At 64.2% G+C, this 21,458-nt stretch carries 12 protein-coding genes; 1 reads left to right on the forward strand and 11 read right to left on the reverse strand.

The window, feature by feature from the left end:
- Nucleotides 1-155: 155 nt before the first annotated feature.
- The 10 genes from ABAC402_RS21815 to ABAC402_RS21855 all read right to left on the reverse strand — a co-directional run bounded on the left by ABAC402_RS21815 (nucleotide 156) and on the right by ABAC402_RS21855 (nucleotide 19,930).
- Nucleotides 156-386, reverse strand: coding sequence for a hypothetical protein (locus ABAC402_RS21815; RefSeq protein ID WP_023447737.1), 231 nt, complete (start codon nucleotides 384-386; stop codon nucleotides 156-158).
- 4 nt (nucleotides 387-390) lie between these two features.
- On the reverse strand, nucleotides 391-1,707 hold the full coding sequence (locus tag ABAC402_RS21820) for a TROVE domain-containing protein (protein ID WP_023447738.1): 1,317 nt from the start codon (nucleotides 1,705-1,707) through the stop codon (nucleotides 391-393).
- 890 nt (nucleotides 1,708-2,597) lie between these two features.
- A complete protein-coding gene (locus ABAC402_RS21825; RefSeq protein WP_023447739.1) occupies nucleotides 2,598-3,752 on the reverse strand; it encodes a VWA domain-containing protein in 1,155 nt (384 codons plus the stop codon).
- Entirely contained in the window at nucleotides 3,749-5,995 is a 2,247-nt protein-coding gene (locus tag ABAC402_RS21830) for a DUF5682 family protein (protein WP_023447740.1), read from the reverse strand. Before ABAC402_RS21830 ends, ABAC402_RS21825 begins: the two co-directional genes overlap by 4 nt.
- A gap of 14 nt (nucleotides 5,996-6,009) precedes the next feature.
- On the reverse strand, nucleotides 6,010-7,092 hold the full coding sequence (locus ABAC402_RS21835) for an AAA family ATPase (protein ID WP_023447741.1): 1,083 nt from the start codon (nucleotides 7,090-7,092) through the stop codon (nucleotides 6,010-6,012).
- Nucleotides 7,085-8,497 (reverse strand): DUF5691 domain-containing protein, encoded by a 1,413-nt coding sequence (locus ABAC402_RS39045; RefSeq protein ID WP_155847261.1) that lies wholly within the window; start codon nucleotides 8,495-8,497, stop codon nucleotides 7,085-7,087. Before ABAC402_RS39045 ends, ABAC402_RS21835 begins: the two co-directional genes overlap by 8 nt.
- Nucleotides 8,494-9,876 (reverse strand): SWIM zinc finger family protein, encoded by a 1,383-nt coding sequence (locus ABAC402_RS21845; protein ID WP_031235009.1) that lies wholly within the window; start codon nucleotides 9,874-9,876, stop codon nucleotides 8,494-8,496. The genes ABAC402_RS39045 and ABAC402_RS21845 overlap by 4 nt, the downstream gene beginning before the upstream one ends.
- A 401-nt stretch (nucleotides 9,877-10,277) precedes the next feature.
- Nucleotides 10,278-11,273, reverse strand: coding sequence for a family 43 glycosylhydrolase (locus ABAC402_RS21850; protein WP_235079887.1), 996 nt, complete (start codon nucleotides 11,271-11,273; stop codon nucleotides 10,278-10,280).
- 163 nt (nucleotides 11,274-11,436) lie between these two features.
- The gene (locus ABAC402_RS39050; RefSeq protein WP_023447745.1) at nucleotides 11,437-17,661 is read right to left on the reverse strand and encodes a Calx-beta domain-containing protein; all 6,225 of its coding nucleotides are present in this window, start codon (nucleotides 17,659-17,661) and stop codon (nucleotides 11,437-11,439) included.
- 256 nt (nucleotides 17,662-17,917) lie between these two features.
- Entirely contained in the window at nucleotides 17,918-19,930 is a 2,013-nt protein-coding gene (locus ABAC402_RS21855; RefSeq protein WP_023447746.1) for a TonB-dependent receptor, read from the reverse strand.
- A gap of 76 nt (nucleotides 19,931-20,006) precedes the next feature.
- On the opposite strand from ABAC402_RS21855, the gene ABAC402_RS21860 reads away from it, so the two are divergent.
- Entirely contained in the window at nucleotides 20,007-20,996 is a 990-nt protein-coding gene (locus tag ABAC402_RS21860) for a LacI family DNA-binding transcriptional regulator (RefSeq protein ID WP_023447747.1), read from the forward strand.
- A gap of 1 nt (nucleotide 20,997) precedes the next feature.
- Here ABAC402_RS21860 and ABAC402_RS21865 read toward each other — a convergent pair whose 3' ends face one another.
- Nucleotides 20,998-21,267, reverse strand: coding sequence for a hypothetical protein (locus ABAC402_RS21865; RefSeq protein ID WP_023447748.1), 270 nt, complete (start codon nucleotides 21,265-21,267; stop codon nucleotides 20,998-21,000).
- Nucleotides 21,268-21,458 lie beyond the last annotated feature (191 nt).

The raw sequence follows: 21,458 nt of genomic DNA on the forward strand, positions 1-21,458 counted from the left end.
TGTCGAGCAAGCGAGGCCCCTTGTGGGCAGAAGCGCGTCGAGACGGAGGGGGCGTCACAAGCTCCGAGCTTCCGGCTCCCCCTCCGCTTCGACGCGCTGCGGCCTTTGGCCTCCGCTTGCTCAGCACCTCCCCCGCGAGCGGTGGAGGATAAGCGTTATTCCTTCGGATCGATCAGCCCCTCTATCTCGTAGGGCCTCTCCCCCGTCAGTTCGTACAGTTTGAGCCAGGCCGCAACGGCAGCGCCCACCGGTCCAGGGACCGGCAGGCCTGAGAACCACCGGGAAACCGAGGAGCGGTCCACTCCCAAGGCTTCGGACAAACGCGACATCCAGCCGCGTTCACCGAACAAGAGAATGGCCGCCTGCCTCAGTTCCTCGGCGCTCATGCCATCAGACCCTTTCCGCGTTCATGAAATCTAACGACTCATGTTCGCGAATATAGCCCAGCACATTCTCGGAGAAACCGTCGATGTGCGTCCAGCGGCCATAACCGACGCCGTTCCGGTTAGAAGCGACGTTGATCATGTACGCCTTAGCCGCGACAGGATCGGGCACGCGGTCCTGCGACTGTTCGTCGGTGATGACGATCAACCGATCATGGGGGATCTTGTTGATCTTCGCCACCGCCTTGCCCAGTTCAGTTCCGCCGTGCGGCTGCGACCGGACGATCGCATCGACACCGGCTATACCGCGGCGCGCCGGGACCTCCACCACCTCGTTCGAGAAGGTGTAGGCCCGGATGTCGCCGGGGACGACCGCCGCCAAAGTAGCGGCCGCGTCCAGCCGCGTCAGGTCCGAACGCTGCGACAGCTTCCAGTCCATGGAACCGGAAACGTCGACCAGGATCAGGGTCCGCCCCTTGAACATCGGCTGAGCCAGCACGGTCTCCATCAGGGCCTCATCCAGCCACCGTTCGAAACGCGGCGCCGCCCGAGCCGCCGCCACGTAACGGAAGGGCAAGACCCGCTCCGCGCCGCGACGCGCGAGGATGGCTTCCGTCACCAGGGCCTCATCGACACCGGCCTGGTCCATGTTGCGCAGGTTACGCAACAGGGCCAGGTAGCCCAGCTTGCGCTCGGTCAACAGGCGGGTGAAGGTTTCAGCCTTGTCCGCCCCGCCCGACAGCGCGACCTCCCAGGTATCCGGAGACGCCAGGGTGCGTTCGGCCAATTGCTTCCAGATCGCGGCTTGCGCCTCGTCCTTCGGCTTGGCGTGACTGAGGAACAGCACGTCGCGCAGACGTACGGGACCGTCGCGATCGTACTTGGCCAGGGCGTAGGCGTCGAACTTGACGAAGGCGCGGGCCAGGCCCAGCTTCATCTGCTTCGACAGCGGACGCTTGCCGTTGCGCCAGTAGAGCGCGACCAGTTCAGTCAACTCGTCGGCGCGCTGGACGACGCGTTCGATGGTCGGCGCCACCAGAGGCCCGCCGGCCTGGATCAGGGCGACGAGCAACATCAGCGGCGCGTGACGCAGCTTCATCTGTTCGCGCGCCTCTATGGCCAGGGCGGCAACGGTTTGGGGGCCGGCCTCGGCGGCCAGGCTCAGGATACGGTCGGCGATGGACTGACCGTCTTCGTAGAATTCGTTTTCCCACAATAGGCAGGACAGGACCGAACGGCGCAACTTTTGTTCGGCGGTCAGCTCCCGCGCGGGGGCGCCCTCATGCGTGATGCCGGGGCGTTTTTGGAAAAAATTCAACCGCATGGTTGCACCTCTTCTGGCATCTGAGCGTGACAAACCGGTCCCCGGACCCATGTCCGGCGGCATCACGCGTGAAAATTATGGCTGGGGCGCCTCGCCGACGGAACTCTCCGGCCAGGGCAGTGGATATAAGGCGCCGGGCGGGACTAAACGCGTCCAGCTGCTGCCGGTTAAGCAGATCCAGGGGAAAAGGCGAAGGCGGACCGGAGTATTCGGCTACCCAAAGTCTGCATGATGCATTCGCTTCATGGCGGGACGACCCGCGTGGCTGGGTAACGAAGTAACCGCCTCCAGGCGCCACCTGGATCTTAGGGTTCCGGATGGTTCCCTGATCGGGCCTGTCCGGAGGTTAAAAGTTACTACAGAAACTTGTTGCGTAATGCACCAAGAAAATTGGGTAGTCAGTCTTCCGGGAACTCCCGGCTACGGTTGGCAGGCACTTCCGCCGGAACGTTGCTGCGTCCGGGCCACGTTGGCTTGATCCGGAAAACCGAACCATCCAGGGCTGCCATCTGCCGTTGGTGCGAAGGAACCGCGGCCACCACCACGGAAAACTGATCCCCCAATTCCCCCAATATGCCTTCGGGGAAAAGACGATATCGCACTGGGCGTTTTCAAGACGAAGTAAGCGATATCTGCGCCACCGAAGGCTCACCGCAGGGAAAAGGCGACAGCGATGTTTACATCTGACGTTCTATCCAATTGAACTACGGGGAAAACCCCGGCCGGATTCGAACCGACAACCTTCAGACCCCGATGAATTCGCTGTCTGCGCCACTGCGGCGCGTCCCGGCCGAAGCCGCGACAAGGGCGGAATAGTTAAACGTGTTGCACAGTGCAACAGGAAAATTCGCACCTATGCATCGCCGCCACACAGTGTGTTGCATTTGCAACTATTCTGCCGACCCCCGGATCAGGGCGATATCGTTGGCGGCGGCCCACTGAGCGATGTCCTGCCGTGTCAATGCGGTCGCCATCAGGTCGGGAAACTGATCTGGCGTACAGGCGAACACCGGACAGCCAAAACCGGCCATGATACCGGCATGGCGTGCGTCGTAACCCGGCCGGCCGTCATCGCTCAGCGCCAGCAGGACGATGACATTGACGCCCGCCTGTTTCAGCGTCGCCACCCGCGCCAGCATGGACTTGGCGTCCCCGCCTTCAAAGAGGTCGCTGATCAGCACCAGGTGGGTCTTTGTCGGATGCTCGATCTTCTTTTCGCAATAGGCCAGCGCCGCATTGATGTCGGTGCCGCCACCCAGTTGCACGCCGAACAGCACCTCGACCGGATCGGCCAGTTGTTCGGTCAGGTCGATGACCGCGGTGTCGAAACAGATCAGTTGCGTCGACAGCACCGGCAGCGAGGCCATGACGGCAGCGAAGATCGAGGCGTAGACGACCGAACTGGCCATCGACCCCGACTGATCGACGCACAGCACGACATGGTCGAGATCGGCACGGGTGCGGGTCCTGCGGGCAAAGCCGATCAGGGTTTCGGGCACCACCGTGTTCAGCTCGGCCTGGTAGTGGCGCAGATTGGCCCGGACGGTGCGCGGCCAGTCGATATCGTTGTGGCGCGGCCGGCGGGTGCGCTGCGACTTGTTCAAGGCGCCGCGCAGGGTCTCGATCGTCTTGGCCTGCAACCGCTTCAGCAGTTCGTCGACCACCTTGCGCACCACCATGCGCGCCGTATCGCGGCTTTTCTCCGGTATGGCGCCACGCAGCGACATCAGGTCGGCCACCAGGTGGACATCGGCCTCCAGGGTCTCCAAAAATTCCGGTTCCAGCATCAAGGCCTTGAGATTCAACCGTTCGAAGGCGTCCTTCTGGATCACCTGGACCACTGGCGTCGGGAAGAACTCGCGGATATCGCCGAGCCAGCGCGACACCTTAGGTGCGGAGGCGCCAAGGCCGCCCTTGCCCTTCTTGCCCGAAGGTTCGTACAGTGCTGACAAGGCCTGGCTCAGGCGCTGGTCGCGCGACGACAAGTCGCTCATGTCGTCGTCGCCGAGCGCCAGTTTCCAACGGCGGATGCGGTCTTGTGTCATGACACCCCCAGAATCTGTTTCAGCAGCGGCAGGGCGCGCTCGAAGGCCGGATTGTCCCCCTCTTGCGCTACCGTCACGCCAACCTGGCGCCCGCCTTTGAGCCGGTCCATCAACCGTTTGCGCCCGCCGGTATCGAACCCCGACAAGGCCCGCCGCAGCAGCGGCAGGCTTTCGGTAAAGGCCTCCTCCTCCAGATCGCACAGCCAGGCGTCGATCAGTAACAGCAGACCCTGGTCCTGGATCAGCACCTCGGCCGAGCCGGTCAGGAAGCTCTCGACAAAAGCGCCGGCCCGCGCCGGCGTCTCACCCAGGATATGGCGCGAAAAAGCCGCGGTCACGGCGGCCTCGTCCCAACTCGCCATGTCGTGCAGCCGGCGTAGCGCCAGGCCGGCGATCGCCGGCGCCACCTGATCGTCATCGACCAGCCGCGCGAGTTGCCGCTGCCACTCTTCCAGAAGCGCAAAATCGCCAAACAGTCTGAGTGACTCGTCAAATGCACGCATAGCCGCGACCCGGTCGGCGGCGGCGGCATCGTCCAACTGATGCGAACCGGTCCGCACCCCGGCATTGATTTCGCCGCTCAGCGCCACGATCAGGGCGCGCAGGGCATCCTCGGGCAGCTTCCGCGCCGTGCCGTACCGCACGATCCGCACCAGCGGCGGCACCGCCGTCATCAGGTCGCTCATGTCGCTGAGATGGACGGCGGCGGCCTGAAGCTGGTCGATCACGAGGGTCGCCGCGTCGGGGAGATCGGCGACAAGGGCGGCACGGACCAACTCGGCGAGGTCTCCCACCGAGGTGGTCTCGGCGGCGCGGCTGATCGTCGCCCCGGCGGCAGCCTGTTCGACCGTAACGCCCCAGACCAGGGCCTCTGCCAGGGCTATGGCCAGCGACGGCGTCCACGCCACCGTCCAGATTTCGCGGAAGGTGCCGCGCCCGGCCTCGGCATCAATCAACTTGCCCCACGGGACGCGGATCAGGTCCAGCCGATGCAGGAAGGTCGACTTCAGCAGCCCGGCCTCGCTGCGCAGGTCGAGCTTGACCTGGGCATCCAGTTCCTCCGGCTTCAGGCGCGTTTTGCGGCACCACAGGTCGAAGTCGCGCTGCAACGGGTTCTGCGGCACGGCCTTGTCGATGGCGCCGATGCGCTCGCCGATATAGAGCTTGCGTTCGATCAGGCCCAGGGCCACCTCGTCACCGTGGCAGAGGGCCGACAGGGTGGCGTCGCGCATCTCGGTCAGGCCGGGAACGCTCAAACCTCGCAAAGACGACAAACCCAGCGACAGCCGCGCCGCCTCGATGGCCGAGGCGGTCGAGGCCGGATAGCCTTCGTCGCGCAGCAAGGCGGCGGTGCGGGCCTGCCAGCGGGCGGCGAACGGCTCCGGTCCATCGTGACGTTCGGCGCTGTAGAGACCCCACAGGTGGCGGTACCAGCCTGGCGAGATCACCCCGGCGCCGTAGCCCGAGGCGTAGGAGAGACGGCTGTCACTCCACGGCGCCCAGGTGGCTTCGACCTTGATTTTGGTCAGGTCCTTCGTGATGGCCTTGTCGTCGGCCGCGGTGTGCGCGGTCAGCAGGCCGCCGATATGCCAGGCGCCGACCACAACGGCGATATCGCCATCGTGGCGTTTGACGGCGTCGCGGATGTTCTGGCGCATGAAGGCTTCGCGGCGCTGTTCGCGCAAGGCCCGGGCCGGCGACATGGGGGCGACCTGCGCCTGGTGGGCACGGGTTTCGGTCATGGCCTGGGCGATGGCAGCGAACACCTCCAGCGGTGCCTGGCCGGTGCCGCCGTGATGTTCGATGAGCCCGTTCCAGAAGGCCTCGCCGTCACCATAGCCGGCGGCCTGCGCCAGCATGTCGAGCGGATCGAGGTGGTCGACGCCTACCTCGGTTTCGTTGTCTTCGGGCGGGGCATCGTGATGGGCCAAAGAGACCGCCGCGGGCCAGTCGATGAACTTGACCTCGCGTTTGTGCGCCAGCGCCCACTGTAAGGCCACCCATTCCGGCGAGAACTCGGCGAAGGGGTCGAACATGGCGTTCGACGCTTCGTCGGCGGCATAAAGCAGCATGGCCACTGGCGGCTTCATGCCGGCCAGGGCGGCATAGGGGATCAGCGCATCGCCTTCTGGCGGTCCCTCGATCAGCACACACACCGGGTCGAGCGCCTCAAGCGCGCCCTTCAGCAGGGCGGCCGAGCCGGGACCATGGTGGCGGATGCCAAAGAGGTGCGCACTTCCCATGTTTTTGGCCAAACCTACATCACCTCGCGGATGGCGCCGTAAAGGTCGCCCCAGCCGTCACGGGTGCGCACTACGGTTTCAAGATATTCCGCCAGGGCGACGCCGTCCTGGACCGGATCCTTGACCACGGCGCCGACGATATTGCCGGCCAGGGCCTGGGCGTCGATACGGCCAGTGCCGAAGTGCGCGGCCTCGGCCCAGGCCGACACCCCGACCGAGATGGCTTCGGCGGTCGACAGCGAGCCGGTCGGGGTCTTCAGCTTGGTCTTGCCGTTCAGCGTCTTGCCGTCGCGCAGTTCGCGGAACAGAGTGACGATACGCGCCAGTTCCTTGTCGGCCGGCTGGATCGGCGGCAGGCTGAGGTTCGTGCCGATCTCGGCGACGCGCTTGATGACGATCTGGGTTTCTTCCTCCAGGGTCGCCGGCGACGGCAGCACCACGACATTGAAGCGCCGTTTCAGCGCCGAAGACAGGTCGTTGACGCCCTTGTCGCGGTTGTTGGCGGTGGCGATGATGTTGAAACCGCGCCGGGCATCGATGGCGATGTCCAGCTCCGGCACCGGCAGGGTCTTTTCCGACAGGACGGTAATCAGCGTGTCCTGGACGTCCGATCCCATCCGCGTCAGCTCCTCCAGACGCAGAAGCGTGCCCTCCTCCATGGCACGGACCAGGGGCGTCTTGACCAGGGCTTCGCGCGATGGCCCCTTGGCCAGCAGCAGGGCGTAGTTCCAACCATAGCGGATCTGGTTTTCGTCGGTACCGGCGGTGCACTGGATCAGGCGCTGAGACGATCCGGAGATGGCGGCGGCCAGGTGCTCCGACACCCACGACTTAGCGGTGCCGGGCAAGCCCAGCAGCAACAACGCCCGATCGGTGGCCAGGGTCGCCACAGCGGTTTCGATCAGGCGGCGGTTGCCGACATACTTCGCCGAAATGGTCGTGCCGTCCTTGGCCGTGCCGCCCAGCAGATAGGTGACGACGGCCTGGGGGGACATCTTCCAGTTCTCGGGCCGCGGCCGGTCGTCGCCCGTGGCCAGGGCGGCCAGTTCGCCGGCATAGATGTCCTCGGCGCTGCGGCGCAGTTGGGTGTCAGACATGAGAAGCCTCCAGGCTATCCAGGATATCGAGAAAGAGAAGGGCTTGCGCCGTCTTGGCCGGCTCGGCCTGACTCAGTTGGCTGCGCAAGGCGCCACGCTGGCCCGCCGGACACAGGGCGGCCATCAGGTCGGCGTGGTCGACCTGGAAACCGGCGTCTTTGGCTATGGCGCGCCACGGCCGCGAATTCATAAGTTCGCGCATCAGGTCGTCCGACACCGGTCCGTCAAGCAAGGTGGACAGGCGGCCCAGCGGCCAGATCGGCATGTCGTTGACCCAGGTGCGCGGCTGGACGACGATATCGGCCCAGCGGCGGCGTTCCTCAGGCGTGTAGCCGTCGAGGTCGTCGAGGCCGGCGCGCAGCATCTGGTCGTAGAGATCCGGTATCTGGTCGGCCAGGAGGCTAAGGAGGTCAAAGCGTTTGTCGGCCGTGGCCATGACGGCGAAGGCGAACAGCAGGTTGGCGTCCTTTTCGGCTGCCGGGATCAGCTCGGTCTCCGGAACATCGACCGCCCGGGCCAGGCTTGCAAAGTCCAGCCCGCCGAAGGTCTCGCGCAGCCACGTCCCGGCGCTGTGACTTTGCACAGTTGCCGGCAGGGTCAGGGCCAGGGTCGGGCGTTTCCTGAGCAGGCCGGTCTGGCCGCGTTTCAGCCGCTCGACCACGGCGCGCAAGGCTGGATCGTCGCCGTCATGGCCCGGCAGACGCGCCAGCAGGCGCTGCGCCAGTTCGCGGACGCGTGGCGCCCGGTCCTTGTCGAGGGATTTCAGAAACTCGGCGTCGTCCGACCCTAAGCCTTCGCGCAGGGCGGTCAGAATACGAAAACGGTTGTCGGCGTTTTCGGCGGCGAAGGCGGGCTCGACCAGAGCGCGGGCGGCGGCCGGATCCTGGCGGCGCCGGGCCTGGAGCCAGGCCTGTTTGACCGCCGGCGTGGCCAGGGTCCAGGTGGTGTCGTCGATGGCGTCGGCATCGAAAAAGCCGCGCGCCTGTTGCGGCGGGGCTTCGCGGCAGGCAAAGGCCGTGGCTTCCGCGCCCAGTTCGTCGGCATGGGCTTTGACAAAAGCTTCCAGCTTCGGCAGGTCGAACGGATGCAGGCGCAGCCTGTTCACCGCCAGGGTGCGGGCAATCGCAGCAGGAAAAGCATTGGGCGCCAGGCCCTGCTGTTTGGCCGTCAGCAACCGCAGCAGAGGCCGGCGGACCGTCTCAGGCACGATGGCGCGTGTGTCCGCCACGGCGTCTTCGACATGAAATTGCGCCGGCCCCACCGGCCGCTCGAAGCGCAAGGCCTGACCGGTCAGGCTGAGCGCCTGCAAGCCGTCGCTCAATCCGACGCGGTCCAGCGGCAGACCATTGCGAGCCCCCGACAGCAGGCCGTGCAGGAGGTTGTGCTTGAGATCGTTAGCCGTCATGCCGCCCACCGTCCCAGAGCCGTCTGGGCCCAGCACAGGGTGATCCCTTCTCCATCCCACAGGCCCAGCCCATCGAACCTGTCGAGTCGCAGCAGCGGCCAGGCCACGGCGGATTGCTCCGGGCAGACCGGCAGGGCCAGGTCACCGTCGCACAGATACAGCCGCTCACCGGACCGGCGCAGGCGTGCCCCCCGAAACACCAGCGGGTAGTCGTCCAGCCACGGTTTCAGCGCCAGGGCCTGTTCGTAATGGCCATAGGCCGCGGCCAAGTCGCGGTCCGGCAAGAGGATGTCGCCGCCGGCTGCCGCACTGCTGGTCTGTTGCACCAGCAGGGCGCGCAACGGCAACGGCGACGGGTAGAAGACCAGTTCGGCGGCAAAGGTATCGCCGGGGCTGTAACCGCCGGCCGCCGCGCCAGTAGCGACCGGCACGAAGTCGATCAGAACGGCAAAGCGCGGCCCCCCGCCCTCCAGCATCAGCCAGGTTTCCAGCCGCCGCAACCGGTCGGGCTGGATCTCGCTGCGCGTCGCCCACACCCGCCAGGTGCCGCTCACCCGCAGGGCCTGTGCGTCCGACAACAGGGCTTCGCGCGTGAGGTTCCAGCCGGTCATCTGGCGGACATCGTCCTTGAGTGCCGGTGGCAGGCTGTCCTGGCGGCGATAGGCCTTGGCGAGGAGGTTTAATACGCCCAGTTCCTGCAGGGCAGCGCGGGGGCGGGCGGTTTCGGGCAGGGCGAACAACCGCGCCGGCAGGGCGTCCAGCCGGGTGGCCAGGCCGGAAGCCTTGGCGTCGACCAGGCGCTGCGCCATGATGCGGCAGGCCTGGGCGGGATTGGCGGCGAAGGCTGTAAGGCCGGCCTCGACCTGGTCGTTCAGCCACAGGTCCAGTTCGTCAAGTCCGCCGGCGATGGCGGCTTCGCGGTCCTGGCGGTTACGTTCGCGCGCAGCCGCGGCGCGGGCTTCGGATTTCGGGTCGGGAGCATCCTCGGTTTCGGTGACGGCGGCGATGGAGGCTTTGGGCTTATCGGTTGCCGGTGCGGCGCCGGAGGGGCCGCGGCGGCGGCCCAGCCAGTCCTTGACCCAGTCCGGCGGGGTGCCAGCCGTGAAGGTCGCCTTCGCGTCGGCGCGCAGCCACATCAGGGCCAGGGAATGTTTGCAGGGGAATTTGCGGCTGGGGCAGGAGCATTTGTAACCGGCGTCGGTTTCGGTGACGCAGACGCGGTAGGGCGTGGCGCCGGACCCCTGGCATTCGCCCCAGATCAGGCCGGAGCCGTCCTGGGCCAGGGTCGGCCAGCCGGCGGGTTTGAGCAGTTTGCGCGCGGCGTCCAGCGAGCCCTGGTCGGGCGCGAGCGCTTCGATCTTGTCCAGGCTCAAGCTCACGGCGTTATCCCTGCCCTCGGAGGTTGACTAAGGTGCTTTCCGCGTGAGCGTCAAGGGGGGAAGATGAGGGGATCGACGAAGAATGCGGAACCACGGATTTCCCGCGTTTTGTGTTTCAGGCTAAGGGGCTTCGGGAAGCGTTACTTATACCAACCCACTTTGACTCTGACATTCTTTCCGCAAGGGGACCCCTCCGTCTCGACGCGCTACGATCTTCGATCTCCGCTTGCTCGCCACCTCCCCATCAAAAGGGATGGGGAGGAGAAAGAACGAACGCCGATGAGCGAGCGTCATTGGTTGGCATTACTCTGAAGATTCAGTAGAAGCCCCTCACCCGATCGCCCGCGCTTCGCTCGGCTCTCGTCCTCTCCCCGTAAACGGGGAGAGGTAATTTTAGGCCGTCAGCTAAGCGGGCCGTTCTTAACGGGTTCGCCGAAATCGGGGGTGCCGTCTGGCCGGTACTGAACCACCTGCAGGCGGGTGTGGCGGTTGGGATCGTGCAGCGGATTGCCCTCGATCTTCTGGTAGTCGCGGGCATGATAGACTAGGATGTCCCTGCCCTGTTCGTCGACCGTGAAGCTGTTGTGGCCTGGCCCCCAGACATTGTTGGCGGGCGAGCTTTTGAACACCGGCACCGGCGACTTGGTCCACGAGGCCGGGTCCATCAGGTCGGCATCTTCAGAAGCTGTCAGCATGCCCAGGCAGTAGTTTTCGTCCGTGGCGCTGGCCGAATAGGTCAGGAAAATGCGGCCCTTGTGGACCAGGAAGGCCGGGCCTTCATTGACCTTATAGCCGATGATTTCCCAGTCGAGAGTCGGCACGGCCAGGCGCGCCGGCGCCGCTGCCAGCTTCAGCGGCGAAGCCATCGGGGCCAGGTAGATGTTGCTGTTGGTATGAATACCCGGTTCGCCTTGCGCCCAGCACAGATAGCGCGTGCCGCGGTGTTCGAACAGGGTGGCGTCCAGGGTGAAGGTGTCCCATGGCGTCTCCACCTGGCCCAGCAGGCTCCAGTTGAGATTCAGGGGATTGGCGTCACTGTTGGTCAGGACGTAGGTGCGCACCCGGAAGACGTCGCCCTTGTCGCCGGCGCCGAAATAGATGTGCCACTGGCCATCGAAATGATGGATTTCCGGCGCCCAGATATAGCCGCCCATCTTGCCTTCAGTTGGACGGTTCCACAACAGCACCTCTTCGGCCGTCGCCAGGCCGGCCAGGGTCTTGGCGCGGCGGCCGACCAGTCGGTCGAACTCCGGCGCCGTCGCCATCAGGTAGTAGTAGCCGTCGCTGTGCTTGTAGATCTGCGGGTCGGCACGTTGCAGCACCAGGGGATTGAAAATCCTGGGCGATTCCCCGGCACTGACTGAGGTCGCGGCCAGGCCGCCTCCAGCGATGGTCATTACAAAGCTCCGGCGCGAAAAGGTGGACATGGATTAGGACGCCTTAATATTGTCGGACAATTTCTCCATAAACGTGCGCCGGAGCCTTTGTCAAATCACAGCGTCAAAAAGAAGACGCCCGGCGGGTTGCGCCGGGCGTCACAGTTTCGCAAAGACTGTCCGCTTACCAGACGATGTGAGCCAAGACATCAGCCTGGTTGGCGCTGGTCAAAGTAATGACGTTGCCACCGCCCAGGTTGATAACCGTATTGCCGCCGACTTGCGTGACCAGGGCCGAGTTCTCCGTACCCAGTGTATAGGCGCTGATGTCGATCGTGTCGTCTGTGGTGAAGTCGGTAATCGTGTCGGCACGGCTGTTCAGGCCGAACAGGAACAGGTCCGATCCCAACCCACCGGTCAGGATGTCAGCACCGCCACCGCCATTCAGCGTATTGTTGCCGGCATTGCCGACCAGGGTGTTGACCTGGCCATTGCCCGTCGCGTTGATGTTGTCCGTGCCCGTCAGGGTCAGGGTTTCAACGTAACGGCCGGTAAGGCTGTATGACACGGTCGAGAAGATGATGTCCGTGCCCTCGCCGATGGCTTCCACGACGTTGTCGGCCGTGTTCTGCACGTAGTAGGTGTCATTGCCACCCAGGCCGGTCAGGATGTTGGTACCGCTGTTGCCGGTCAGGATATTGCCAAGGGCGTTGCCGGTGGCCTTGGTGTTGCCCGTTCCGGTCAGGGTCAGGTGCTCGACCTCGGCGCTCAGGGTAAAGGTCGCCGAAGCAAGAACTGTGTCGCTGCCTTCGCCGGCGTTTTCGGTGACGACATCGCCGGTGGTGTTGACGACATAGGTGTCGTCGCCCGCGCCACCGATCAGGCTGTCGACGCCCGTACCGCCGTCCAGCAGGTTGTTGCTGGCATTGCCGGTGATCGTGTTGGCCAGGCCGTTGCCGGTGCCGTTCAGAGCCGAACCGGTCAGGGTCAGGGTCTCGAGCTGGCTGCCCGACAGGCTGAAATTGACCGATGCGACGACCAGGTCAGCGCCTTCGCCGGTGGCTTCGGAGACAGCGTCGCCCGCGGTCTGGACGTAATAGGTGTCGTCACCGGCGCCGCCCGACAGCGTATTGATGCCGTCATTGCCGGTCAGCGTGTTGTTGAGCCCGTTGCCCGTGCCCTTGATGTTGCCAAGGCCCGTCAGGACGAGGTTTTCGAGGTTGGCAGCCAGGGTAAAGGTCACGGACGACCGCACCGTGTCACTGCCTTCCGCCGCGGCTTCAATGACGACGTCGCTGGTTGCGCCGACGACATAGGTGTCATTGCCCGCTCCGCCGGTCATGGTATCAGCGCCCGAGCCGCCATCGATCAGATTGCTGCCGGCGTTTCCGGTCAGCGCGTTGAACGAACCATTGCCGGTCGCATTGATGTCGGCCGAACCGGTCAGACCCAGATTTTCGATGTTCTGGCCGGACAGCGAGAAACTGATCGACGACAGGACGGTGTCGATGCCCTGACCGCTGGCTTCGACCACGATGTCGCCGGCAGCATCGACCGTGACGGTATCGTTGCCCAGGCCGCCGTTCAGCGTGTCATTGCCGGTGCCGCCCAGCAGGTAGTCGGCGCCGCCGAAGCCTTCCAGCAGATCCGCACCGGTCGTGCCGGTCAGGACTTCGCCGAAGTTGCGGAAATCAAAGCGCGCCAGGGTCGGGTCGTGGTCCGAGATGGCCGGGTTGGTTGCGCCGGTGCGTCCGTTGTAGCCGGTGTTGAGGTGGACGATGTCGTAGTCGGCGACGGCCGCCAGTTCTTCGTCGCTGAGGATGTGGTCGATGGCCTGGCTGCGGCCGTCGAAGGCGTAGGTATAGCGTTCACCCGGCGCCAGTTCCGACACCGTCAGGTTGACCAGGCGGGTTTCGGAGCCGGCGCGCGCCACACCGTCGGCATCGACTGAGCCGGTGGCGACTTCCATCGGGCGATAGAAGTAGAAGTCGTTGAAGTCTCCGCCTTCGATCAGGCGGGCGTCGGCGTTATGATCGGCGATGTAGTCGAGCACCGACCAGACGTCTTCGGCGACTTCGTTGCGCTGGGCCCAGTCGCTGTTGGTTGGGTTGCCGTTGCTGTTGTTCTGGTCCAGTTCCCAGAAATTGTCGGAACCGCCCTTGGACGGGAAGTGGTTGGCGGTGACGTAGACGGTGTTGCCGTTGAAGGTGAATTCGGCCATCAGCGACTTGCGCGTCGTGGTCCAGTCGGCCGAATTGATCTCGCCGGCCACATCAGCGTCGGTGTAGGCGATCAGGTCGCCCGAGGTGCGCACACCGTCGCCGATGCGGTCGGTATAGGCGCGGCGCTCAGTAATGGTGGCATCGGCGGCCAGATTACCCAGTTGGACGCGGCCCGTGTCGTAAAGGAAGCCGACGCGGATATTGCCACCCGGTTGTCCACCTTCGGCGCCGTTCGACGGCAGTTCGTCGACCCACTGGTAGGTCTTGCCGGTGGCCAGGTTCAGGGCTTCGACCAGACGCGTCCAGGTCGTCGAGGCGTCGACGGTGCCGTCATTGGTGGCGCCATTATTGTCCTGGACTTCTTCGATACAAATGATGTCGGGCGACAACAGGTTATCGTTGATGGCCGCGGCGATGGCATCGAAACGTGACTGGGCGTCGTTACCGGCCAGGTTTTCGACGTTGAAAGTCGAGACCCTCAAGGACCGCGCGTCGTGGACCAGGTTGGTGACATCCTGTTGCGGCGTGGTTTCCGCCAGGTCTTCAACGGCTTGCGCCGAGGGACCTTCGGTGACGTACAGCTTGACCTCGGTGAAGTCGAAGTCGATTACGCCCGAGATGTCGCCCAGGGCGTCACCCATATCGAGCTGATTGTGGTAGCCGGCCGTACCGCCGATGCCGGCGCCGGAGAAGTCGAGCTCGACGATGTCGGGGTTGGTGTCGCCATCGGTGTTGACGCTGCCGCCGTACTCGACGTCGTCGCCGGTCTCGGTGGTGTCCGGACCCGACAGCAGCGGGTCGCCGTTGATGGTGTAGCCGCCGCGTTCATTGATCTGGTCGGCATTGGCGTTGGCTTCGGAATAGGCCTTGAAGCGGACCTCATTGTTGGAACCTTCGACAAAGCCATCGGAGACCACCATGTCGGGGATGGTGACGTGCATGCCTTCAATCGTCTCGAAGAAGTCGAGCGCGTCGTTTTCAGCGTCGAAGGTGTCGCCAACGCCGTCGAAGGCATCGGTGAAGTCGGGGTTGTCGTCGCTGAGGGTTCCGTTCGGGATGGCGCGGTTGGCACTGCCGTCCAGAACCCAGGTCGGCACCTGGGTAATGGTGTTCGACTGAATGATGGCGGTCGCGCCGGTCAGGAAGGTGCGCGGCAGGTTCTCGAAGGTCTGGTATTCGATGACATAGGCGGTGACCTGGACGATTTCGCCGATTTCCAGCCCGGGGGCGGCGGTATCAACGGCCGTGCCGCTGTTGGCGTCGTTGCGGGTCATGACGAAGATGCCTTCCGACGTATGCCAGTCGAGATCCCAATCCAGTTCTTCTTCCATCACGAAGAAGCCCTGAAGCGCGCCGGCATTGTCGATCGCTGTAACAACGGCTTCGATGGTGACCGTGGTGATCGACTGGACATTGTAGGACGAGATACCGGCATCGGCCAGGATCGGCGAGAAGAAGGCCGTGCCCTGAATCTCGTGGATGTAGTTGACGTCGTCGTTCTCGATGGTGCCGGTACCGGTGCCGTCGGCGATGACCGCGCCGCCTTGCGTCGAAACCAGGTTCGACAGGTTGACGGTGAAGGTTTCATTGACCTCGGCCGACAGGTCACCGTTGATGGTGACGCTGATGGTCTGGGTCAGATCGCCGCCGGCGGCAAAGTTCAGGCCGCCCGAGGCCGCGACATAGTCGCTGCCGGCCGAAGCGGTGCCGTTAGCCGTGGCGTAGTCAAGCGTAAAGCTGCCGAGATTATCCGAGCGCGTCACGGTGAAGGTCAGGATGGTGGTGCCGGCATCGCCTTCGGTGATGGCAACGTCGTCGATGCTGACATTGGCGGCGTCGTCATCGGTGACGACGATCGAATCGCTACCGTCGATGTGGCCCGCTGCCGTTGCGGTTACCGTGACGGTGTTGGAGCCGTCAAAGTCGACATCGTCAACCGCGGTGACATCGAAGCTGGCCGAGGCCTGGCCGTCGAGGATGGTGACTGTGACAGGCACCGTGCCTTCGGTGGTGTCGTCGCTGGTCAGGGTGACGACCAGGTCGCCTACCGTCGAGCCCGAGCGGGTAACGGTGGCGGTTGAGAGGCCGCCATTTTCGGACATGCTGGTCGCCGCGATGGCAACTGTCAGGACCGGCGTCGGATCATTCGATACGCCGGGCGTGGGTCCTTGCGCGACAAATTCGCCACTGCCGTTGGGCGTGCGGGCCAGGGCGTGGGCCGTGCCGTCGCCGCCGCCATTTTCGTTGTATTGGGTGGTTTGACCGAGGCCCGTCAGCAGGCCAGTGTCGTCGGTATCGTCGGTGTCATAGACGATGGCATCGATCAGGGTGTTGGCCGGGCCAAAGCTGCTGTTGTTGGGGAAGTCCGAGGCGTTGCCCCAGTAGATGGCGACCGCGTCGGCGCCGTTCTGAAGGACGTTGCCATTGAAGGTCAGGTCGACATTCGGCACGGCGGTATTGCCGAGGACGAAATAGCCGTTGGCGTCGGTGGTGTAGCCGTCCAGATCGAAGGCTGCGTAACTCTGGTCATTGGAGCCGTTGTAGAAGACGACAACATAACCGTCGAGCGAAGTATTGCCGGCGCCGCCATCGAACAGTTCGACGAATTCAGCAACGTCCGAGCCCGGCGTGTCGGAGTCGATCTCGTTGATCACCAGGGTCGATTCCGGAATGTCGGAATCGGTAACGGTCACCGTGGCCTGGTTATCGATGATGGTGGCCGTGCCTGTGGCGCCCGACAGATTGACGTAGAAGTATTCCGGCGAGGTGCCTTCGAAGGTGGTGTCGCCGTTGAGCGTGATCGAGATGACCTTGCTCAGTTCGTTCTCGGCAAAATTCAACGTACCGGTCGCAGAGTCATAGTCGGAGGAGGACACAGCCGTGCCGTCCGCGGTGGCAAAATCGACGCTGAAGGCCGCCGTGCCACCACTGCGGGTGACCGTAACTTCGATCGTGCTTGTGGTGTTGCCTTCGGCCACGGTGATGTCGGAAATGGCGACGTCGCCGGCGCCTGGCACGTCGTTATTGGTGATGGTGCCGATGCCGCTGGCGTCGCTGAACGAGGCCGTGCCCAGGGTGTCGACGATGTTCGACAGTCCGACCGTAAAGCTTTCGTCCAGCTCGATATCGGTATCGCCGTTGACGGTGACGCTGATGGTCTGGGTCAGGGCGCCACCGGCCGTGAAGTTGAGGGTGCCTGAGGCGGTGACATAATCGGTGCCGGCTTCGGCCGTGTCGTCTGCGGTCGCATAGTCGACCGAGAAGGTACCGGTGTTGTTGGAGCGGGTGACGGTAAAGGTCAGGACCTGGGTACCCGAATCGCCTTCGGTGACAGTGACGTCATCAATTGAGATCGTTGCCGGAACCGTCGCGCCGCCGACAGTAAAGCTGGACGGGGCGGTCAGGTTGTTGTTGTCATCGCGCGTCCAGTTGGCCGGGTTGACGATGGCGGCCAGCAGTTCGGCCTTGGTGCCCGAGGTGATGCCGCTATAGGCGGCATTATCGACTTCGTTCAGCGCCACAGCGTTGGTGCCGTTGGTCAGCCCGGTGGGCAGGGCCGAGGTGTTGGAATCGGTTGCCGTCGCCTGCCACACCGTATTGCCTTCGTTGTTGATGGCAAAGATGAAGGTCGGCGTAGCCTCGGCGCCTTGATAGGCCAGGATCTGGTCGCCGCCCGTCGAGAAGTTAACGTCGTTGCTTTCGCTGACCGTGCCGGTCGAGGCGGAGACAGCGCCAGTTGTGTTGATGGTCACCACAGTGCCGGCGGTCACCGCACCACCTGCGGTCCAGGTGATAATGCCTTCGTTTGCGCGGAAGGCATTGCTCGATAGCCAGCCGTTATCGGTGAACTTGATTACCGTGCCGGCTTCGAGTTCGACCAGGGCGACGAAGGCGAAGATCTTGTTGGTGTCGGCATTCATCGAGACGATGGCGATGTCTCCGGCCGTCAGGGTCGAGCCAGCGCGCATCGGTCCTGCCGTAGCGGGAGCTTCAGCCACAGGCGCCGCTGTGACAGCCGGGGCGCCGTTCACGGTCGCCTGGCGAGTGACGGCGGTCAGGCTGCCCCATGCGCCTGACTGGCCAGCGCCGTTGAGGGCCGATCCGTTGACGGAGGTATCGCCGATCGTGCCGCGGGTCAGGCCGGAGGCAAAGGCGTCGTCGCCGAGGCGCTGGGTCAGAAACTTCATGAGAGGCGATCCTTTTCTTGGAGAAGCATGACGGTGTCGGCAAAGCTCCGCCGGCACCGTTTATGAGACGGCATTCACCGGAACAGCCTGTTCCGGCGTGCAATTGGGGAAATCGGCAAGGCTCAGGGCGCTGGTCAGCGGGTGTACGAACCGCAGGCGCAAAACAAGAACTGCAAGCGTTTGGCGGCCGGGTATAGTTTCAATCATTAACAGCTTGATGACACTATTTGCGATTTGGTAACTAATCGCCGCAGGCCTATCGGCGCCAGGTCAGGGCCACGGAAACGCGGCGGCCGGTGTCGAATTGTATGGTTCCGTCACCGCTGCGGGCGATCTGCGTATCGCCGTCGAGGGCATTGGCGATCCGGCCCGACACCGTCAAATGATCCGTCAGCGCATAATCGGCACGCAGGTCCAGGCGCTGCGACGGTTCCAGCACAAGGGTATTGAGATCGTCCTCAAAGGCTTTACCATCGAACACCACATCGGCCGACAGCCGCACCGGTGCCAGGTCAGCGTCGATGCCGATCGCTGCGCTGTAATCCGGCGCCTGGGCAGGGCGGCGCCCCTCCCCGGTTCGGGCATGGGTCCAGGTTGCCGCCCCAGTCATGGAGACACGCCGTGTCAGTGAAAAATCACTGCGCAGCTCCAGCCCGTAAGCCGTGATCTTGCCGCCGTTTTGCCTTTGCCGCAGAACACCGCCGGCCGGGATGAAACCAGCGGTCGGGAAGCTGCCCGGTCCGACGCCAAGGGTGACATTGGTCACCGGGTCGTTCAGCACATTGTAGAACAAGCCGATATCGACGTGGCGGCTGCGCATCCCGACCTCGACCCCGCTCAGGGTTTCGGGTTTGAGATCAGCATTGGCTTCGGTGACGTCATTGCCGACACGGAACGGCCGGTACAGTTCGTTCAGCGATGGCGGCCGAAAACCGTTATAGACGGCGGCGCGCAAGAGCTTGCCCGGGGTGACGTCCCAGGTCGCCCCCAGACGCGCCGATACCACCGTGTCGCTGCGGCTGTCCGGCCGCAGATTGAGCACCGAAGCCCCGCTGGTCAGGTCGGTCTCGCGGCGATGGCCGTCATGGCTTCGCCATTGGTCGATGCGCACAGCGCCGGTCAGGCTCAGGCGGTCAAAATCGCGGGTCGCCTCACCGTAGATGCCAGCCAGGGAAGTTTCACCCCCGGCCAAACGGAACCGCGTTGGCGCACCGGATATGTAACGGTAATACTCCTCCGACCGGCCCTTGTTGAAGCGGGCATCAAGACCGATTTCCCATTCCAGCGCCGGGCTCTGATGACGGATGGCGGCCAGGAAACCCGTGCCAGAGGCGGGAGTCGCCACCTGGTCGTTGGCCAGGGAGGTGGTCGCCCTCCCCGCGCCGACCGACACCGAACGGTTGGCCAGGTCCGAAGTGCGGTGCCAGACCTGAAAGCGGACGCCGTTGTGCTCGTCAGTTGCCGGGCGGGTAAAGCCAGCCGACAGGTTGTCGCCGGTGGACTTGGCAACGGCGCCGTCCAGGCCGGTATCGCGGCGGCTGTCGTAGTGACCGGCCAGCAGGTCGAGTTGGCCACAGACGCCGGGACAGATCTCACGGCGATAATTGGCCAGGATTGCCGTATCTTCGCCGAAGGTCGGTCGGTCGGCCGCGCCGCGCTGCGGTTCGTGAACCGCCGGATCGCCGTTCAGGGTTTGAACGGTATAATGCAGGCTGACATCACCTGCCGCCCCGCCCAGCGCCACCTGATGACTGCCGCGCTCGCTGAACTGCAGGCGGACATAGTCGTCTTGCGCCCGCGGCGAGGTCAGTCCGAGGTCAATCACGCCTGTCAGGGCGCCGGCGCCATAGGCGCCACCGCCGGCACCGCGGACGACATGGGCACCGCTTAGGGCGTCCTGGGGCAGGCCAGCCCAGATGACCCAACCGCCAAACGGATCGTTCTGCGGCACGCCGTCGAGGGTCACCAGGGCTCGGCCTGCGCCGGACGGGGCGATAGCGCGCAAGGACATGCCCTGAACGGTCGGATTGGCAGTCAGGGACGACGAGCGGCGAAACAGGGCCGCCTGGAGGCTGCGTTTCAGGCTGAGATCAATGGCGGCCGAGCGATTGATATCAGCGCGGCTGAGGTCGACGGCCGAGAAGGCCTGGTCCCCGCGATAAACGGCAAAACGATTAGCCTGGATAACGACTTCGACGGGTGGTTCGACGGTATTCTGAGCCTGGGCGGCCACCGGGAACAGCATTATGGTGAGCAGCAACAGGCGCATCGGCGGCTCCAGCGGATTTTATTGGATTGCGTGCACGGAAAGTCCTAGGATTTCAAGCTTGATTCCGGGGATTCTTATGGCAACCATTCAGGATGTGGCCAGTATGGCGGGGGTTTCGACCGCGACGGTGTCGCGCGTCCTGTCCGGCTACACCCATGTCTCGCCGTCGGTGCGCGACCGTGTCGCCGGCGCGGTCGAAAGACTGGGCTACGAACCCAACTATGCCGCCAAGTCACTCCGGACGCTGAAGACGTCGCGACTGATTGTGACCGTGCCGGATATTACCAACATCTTCTTCGCCAACATCATCCGCGGCGCCGAGGAAGCTGCCCACGCCGCCGGCTACGCCGTCCTGCTGGGCGACACCGGTACCAATACCGACAGTGAAGAAGCCTATGCCGGCATGCTCAAGCGCAAGGAAGCCGACGGTTTGATCTTCCTGGGCGAGGCCTTGCCGCCCGCGCTGTCCAGCTTGGTCGAACGTCCGGGCGCGCCGGTGGTCAATGGCTGCGAATTCAGCGAGGACCTGACGGTCAGCAGCGTCCATATCGACAACCATGCCGCCGCCGCCGAGGCCATGGACCATCTCTACGACCTGGGTCACCGCCGCATCAGCGTGATTACTGGCGCCATTGACCGGCCGATCAGCCGCCACCGCCTGGCCGGTGTGCAGGCCGCGGCGGCGCGCCATGGCGGAACTGTCGATGTCTTCACCGGCGATTTCTCGATCCGAAGCGGCGTGGTGGCAACGGTCGAGGCGCTGAAGGGCGAAAGGCCGACCGCCATCTTCTGTTTCAGCGATGAGATGGCGATCGGCGCGATGTCGGCGCTTCGGCAGGCGGGCCTGCATTGTCCGGACGACGTTTCCGTGATCGGCTTCGATGATATCCACATGGCGCCCTATACCTGGCCAGCCCTGACGACGGTACGCCAGCCGATGCACGAAATCGGCCGCGAAACCGTCGAACTGCTGATCGGGATTATCGAAGGCCGGGTGACCGAGCGGGTCAACCTGACCCTGCCGTATCAGCTGGTTGTGCGCGACAGCACGGCGGCGCCCAGGTAAATCAAGCCGTGACGTTAAGCCGGCGTCCGGGCTCTGCGGCTTGCAGTGACGTAGCCGACGCGGACGAGGATGACGCCTCCAGACTGCTCAGCCGGCCACCCAGTGTAACGGCCTGGTTGCGCGACGGATCGGTATCGGCATTGACGCCGAACGGGCCGGATTTCGGATGCGCCGGGTCGATATGCTTCCTGGCATTCTCAACGTCCGTGCAGTTCTTGCAACTGAACCCATTGACGTAAACCGGTTGAGGATAGTCGCTGCTGATCGCCATGGCCGTGGTCCCTGTTGCCTTCAGGGTAATACGACGGGGTGAAGAAGAAGGTTACAGCTCTTTATCCTCCACCGTTTACGGGGGAGGTGTCGAGCAAGCGAGCCCTCTTGGGCGAAGCGCGTCGAGACGGACGGGGCGTTACAGGTTCCGAGCTTCCGGCTCCCCCTCCGCTTCGACGCACTACGGCTTTG

This window comes from Asticcacaulis sp. AC402 (assembly GCF_000495835.1).
In the GTDB taxonomy this organism is placed as follows: Bacteria; Pseudomonadota; Alphaproteobacteria; order Caulobacterales; family Caulobacteraceae; genus Asticcacaulis.